The following is a 4,343-nucleotide window of genomic DNA, read 5'->3' on the forward strand; positions in this document are numbered from 1 at the left end:
AGAGTACTCAGCAGCCGCAGCCGCACAGATCGGGTGGGCAGCCGGGGTCGTCGCAGCAGCACGACAGCTCGAACAGGTCCTTCACGTCCGTCACCTCCCCTCGTCTGGTATCGGTGGGCGCCAAGTACCCGGTAGCGGGTCCGGGCAGTTCTCGGATGGCAGGGCGTCGACCATCACGGCGAGCTCGGCGCGCAACGCGGCAAGCCGTGCCATCTCCTCGTCCAGTTCGGCCGGGCGGCGGCGCAGCAACTGGTCGGCTGGTTCGCACGGGCAGGTCCCGATGTCGCGGATGGCGAGCAGGTCGCGGATCTCGCGCAGCCGCAGGCCCAGGCGCTGGCCGCCTTGGATGAACTTCAGACGGTCGATGTCGGTGTCGTCGTAGGTGCGGTAGCCGGCCGCCGTGCGGTGTGGGGCGGAGATCAGTCCGGCCCGCTCGTAGTAGCGGACGGTGTCGGCGGAGACGCCCGCAGCCGCGGCCGGCTCCGCGACCCGCAGGCCACGACCGGTGGCGATGCTCTGGCTCATGCTTCGACCGTAAACCTGGGAGTGCACTCCAAGGTCAAGCCCGGGGGTTGCGCGCCTAACTCTCCCCCGTCGCATCTTGAATGCAGCTGCTCCGGCTGATGATCTGCCGCCAGACATCCAGACCCCCGCGCCCAACGGCCGGGGGTCTCCCTCTTCCCACCACTGCGCACCTTGGTTCCCTGCGCCCGAACACTGGAGACCCTTCATGGACGCCACCACGCTCGCGACCGCTTGGCCCGCTTAGCCAGCAGCAGTTGGCGCGCCAGTAAGCTCCATTGCGCGCCCTCTGCCGGGCTCCCCGCGGCCCTCCGTATCTTGCCCGCCGCGAGCATTGCCGACCGTGTCTTGCCGTACAACGCCTCTGTCAGTGACGACTCTGTTCCGTGAACCCGGACCGCGCCTGCCGAGCCTCTTGGGCAAAGCACCAGCCGCCGGTCGGCACTTTCGTCTGTCAAGCGTGTGGCGTACAAGCTGGCCCGACTACTGCCGAGCGAGATCCTGCCGAGCTGTGTAAGCAGCTCCGCGTCGCACGGCGGTAACACCTGTTCCGCCTGTGCCCCGCGTGTGGGAGCCAGCGACACGAGATCGACGCGATTGCCTTCCCACCGAGCCCACATGTGCAGGGTAGGCCAGGCGACTGCCTGGTCGAGGGCAGGGTGGTCGTACTTCGCGTCCATACACCGGACTCCAAAGTGTCGGGCTCCGAAGTCTTCTCACTCAAACTATGCAGGTAAGCGCCAAGCGAGGAACCGAAAAGGCCGGTTTCTCGAACTCGGGAAACCGGCCCTCGGTGCTTTGTTGCGATGTGGTGGCTACTCCTGCTTCGGGAGCCGGACCGCAACGGCCCTGTCGATCTGCTGGACGGTCGACTCGTTCTCCTGGATGAGCGGGACGGCGACGTCCGGCTCGGACCGCTGTTTCGCGCTCGACTCTTGCTGCCGTGAGTGAGGCTCTTGACCCTCACGTGGCGTCAGGCTGCATAGTCGGTGCCGTGGAGAATCACTGGACCGTGGGACGCGTGGCCGAACTGGCCGGCGTGAGCGTCCGCACGCTGCATCACTATGACGAGATCAGGCTCGTTCGGCCGTCGGCGCGGACCGCGGCCGGGTACCGGGCCTATTCGGCGAGCGACATGGAGCGGCTGCGGGAGGTGCTGGCCTATCGGCGGTTGGGCTTCGGGCTGCGGGAGGTTGCGGAAATGGTCGGCGACCCGTCCACCGACGCAGTCGCGCACCTGCGCCAACTGCGCGGCCTGCTGCTGGAGCGGCGTGATCGCGCTGATGCCATGGTGGCGGCCATCGACAGGGAACTTGAGGCACGGGCGCAGGGGCTGAAGGTGACACCGGAGGAACAACTGGAGATGCTCGGTGCACAGCTGTACGACGCGATCGGCGACGCTTACACCGCGACACGGCGTACCGAGCCGCGGATCGCCGCGCAGGTCTGGGAAGCGCTCGGGGACGCGCAGACGGTGCTGAACGTCGGGGCCGGCACCGGCTCCTACGAGCCTGCTGATCGTGACGTGACCGCGGTGGAGCCGTCGGAGGTCATGCGAGGGCAGCGGCCTGCCGGCTCGGCGCCGTGCGTGGCCGCCGCCGCGGAGAGCCTGCCGTTCGAGGACCAGTCCTTCGACGTCGCGATGGCCGTCTCCACCGTTCACCACTGGGGGGATCCGATAGCGGGGCTGCGCGAGATGCGGCGCGTGGCCCGCCGCGTGGTGGTGCTCACGTTCGACACTGACGAGCCCGGATGGCAGGACCGGTTCTGGCTTACCCGCGACTACCTGCCCGAGTTCGCCGCCGTCCTCGCAGAGTTTCCCTCGCTTGCTGGGATGGCCGACGCGATCGGCGCCCGCGCTGAGCCGGTGCCCATCCCGTGGGACTGCGCTGACGGTCTGTTCGAGGCGTACTGGCGCCGACCAGGAGCGTATCTGGAGGATCACGTGCGCCGTGCGATGTCGGTGTGGACGAGGGTCGGGCCGGAGGCCGAACAGCGGGCGGTGCGAATCCTCAGCGACGACATCGACTCCGGCCAGTGGACCGAGCGCAACAGCGAACTCGCCGACCTCGACGCGGCAGATCTCGGCCTCCGCCTGCTCATAGCTTGAACCGCGTCGCAGGTCCAGCGTCATGGCAGCTCCTGGACGGCCTGCTGGTTCAGCTGGTTGTCAGGTGGCCCCCTGGTGTGGCGCCCGGTCAGAACATCGTGCCCACGTACGAGACACTCCCCCGCTTCACCACCGACCTCCAGCACCTCACCCCCGCCCAGCTTCCGCCGCGTCGTACAGGAAGCCTTCGTCCCCGACCTGCGCACCGAGTCGTTCCGTCCCGGCCTGCGCATCAAGCGCGTCCGGTGCGTGCCCGGCGTCTACGAACTCACCTGAGAACGGCCGAGCGGCCTGGTCGTACGAAAAGGAGCGGATACGGGCGCGCAGCACATCGTCTGGCGCCGCATCGGTGGGCACAACATCCTCACCGGTCCCTGACAGGGGCCGTTGGAGAGGAAGCCTTCGAGCCGGGGGTGCTTCATCTGAAGCACCCCCGAACAACAGAGGACCGGCAGGTTTCCGGGGAACGGCGTCACGGTCTCTCGCGGCCCCTTGGCAGTGGCCCTGTCTGCTCTGACGGCCTGAACGACCAGCTCGTAGACACCGACTTCTGGCGCCGCATCGGCATCAATGAACGTGCGCCAAGCGGGGGCGGGCCCGTCAGCGTGGCCGGGGGCCGCTTGGTTCCTGTAACCGCCACGGCGTCAGCTCGTTGAGGTTGCTGGCGCCGCCTGACACTGCCGCGACGGTGCCCGGCTGAGTTCCTCTGGCCCATGACCGGGGAATTGGTAAGCCCTAGACGCGCCGCGTCATCGCAGCAGAGGGTTCGTGGCTCGCCACACGCGGGGGTTGAGGCCGTCCAGGCCGAGGATGTCGCGGGCGACGGCCGGGGCGCGGAGCCGGTCGCGGACGTCCTCGATCCGGTCGGCGGCGGGCGGCACGCCCTGCCAGGCTCTGCACGGTACTGATTGAGACCGCGTCGAGCCGTGGTGGTCACGCGCTCACCTCTTCGACGGCGGCGACCAGGAGCGCGACGGCGTCGGCCTCGCACGGGTCGCTGAACCGCTCGTGGTCGCTGACGTCGAACGGTGCTGACCGTGCGGTGACCGTGAAGCCGGCTACGACGACGCTCTCCCGCCCGTCCAGCGCGGCGGTGAGGCGGTCGGCTTCCTGGGAGGCGTGCCGGGTCGGGCGCTTCCGGCTGCCGATCCCAGCTGAACTGGGCGCAGGCACAGGCCGTTTTCGGGCTGACAGCTCTTCGATCTCACATCGATGAGGTCCGTCCTGGAGCGTGTCTGACGGGTCGCGTCATGCAGACCGTCCCCGCCCCCAGAGCTGCCATCGCTCCGCCGTCCGTCCCGCCTTCCCAGTCGCCGCGAAGGCCTTGGGCGGGCCGGGTCAGCGGCCCCGCTCCCGACAGCCATGCCACCTGAATGGCGCAACATGATGTGCCACCCACATGGGCGAAGCTCAAGCTGGCTAGTGCCTCACCGAGGCAACCCGTGAAAGGGGAACCAAATGCGCATTCGACGAATCCTCGCCGCCGTCATCGCCACGGCAGCCCTCGCCGGACTCGGCCTCACAGGCGCCGCCACCGCCACCGCCGTCACCGCAAAGGGTGCCCCATCCGTCGTCAGCCCTTCTGAGTGCAGGCAGGGCGGCGGAGAGCCCCGGATCGACTTGCCGGGCAACCCCTGCATGGGCGGTAAATACGACGGCCAGGAGGTCGACTAAACCCCACAAGGCGCCCCGCGGCCACGCGCCGCGGGGC

General features: G+C 68.7%; 5 protein-coding genes. 2 read left to right on the top strand and 3 right to left on the bottom strand.

Features of this window, described 5'->3' with window-relative positions; genetic code table 11:
- Positions 1-90: 90 nt before the first annotated feature.
- The gene (locus ACFU8Q_RS39585) at positions 91-525 is read right to left on the bottom strand and encodes a MerR family transcriptional regulator (RefSeq protein WP_384464507.1); all 435 of its coding nucleotides are present in this window, start codon (positions 523-525) and stop codon (positions 91-93) included.
- 1,009 nt (positions 526-1,534) lie between these two features.
- Here ACFU8Q_RS39585 and ACFU8Q_RS39590 point away from each other — a divergent pair.
- Positions 1,535-2,632 carry a methyltransferase domain-containing protein gene (locus tag ACFU8Q_RS39590; protein ID WP_384464519.1) on the top strand — a complete coding sequence of 366 codons (1,098 nt, stop codon included), beginning with the start codon at positions 1,535-1,537 and terminating at the stop codon, positions 2,630-2,632.
- Positions 2,633-3,381: 749 nt separating this feature from the next.
- Here the strand turns inward: ACFU8Q_RS39590 and ACFU8Q_RS39595 are convergent.
- Both ACFU8Q_RS39595 and ACFU8Q_RS39600 read right to left on the bottom strand, forming a co-directional pair.
- Positions 3,382-3,513 carry a hypothetical protein gene (locus ACFU8Q_RS39595; RefSeq protein ID WP_384464510.1) on the bottom strand — a complete coding sequence of 44 codons (132 nt, stop codon included), beginning with the start codon at positions 3,511-3,513 and terminating at the stop codon, positions 3,382-3,384.
- A 52-nt stretch (positions 3,514-3,565) separates the two neighbouring features.
- A complete protein-coding gene (locus ACFU8Q_RS39600; protein ID WP_384464513.1) occupies positions 3,566-3,805 on the bottom strand; it encodes a hypothetical protein in 240 nt (79 codons plus the stop codon).
- A gap of 285 nt (positions 3,806-4,090) precedes the next feature.
- Here ACFU8Q_RS39600 and ACFU8Q_RS39605 point away from each other — a divergent pair, with 285 nt between their 5' ends.
- Entirely contained in the window at positions 4,091-4,306 is a 216-nt protein-coding gene (locus tag ACFU8Q_RS39605; protein ID WP_384464516.1) for a hypothetical protein, read from the top strand.
- Positions 4,307-4,343 lie beyond the last annotated feature (37 nt).

It is taken from the genome of Streptomyces sp. NPDC057543, assembly GCF_042801895.1.
GTDB lineage: Bacteria > Actinomycetota > Actinomycetes > Streptomycetales > Streptomycetaceae > Streptomyces.

What these genes read in the sequence shown, in the direction of transcription:
- ACFU8Q_RS39585 (WP_384464507.1), bottom strand. Translation starts at nt 525, where the DNA reads ATGAGCCAGAGCATCGCCACCGGTCGTGGCCTGCGGGTCGCGGAGCCG.
- ACFU8Q_RS39605 (WP_384464516.1), top strand. Translation starts at nt 4,091, where the DNA reads ATGCGCATTCGACGAATCCTCGCCGCCGTCATCGCCACGGCAGCCCTC.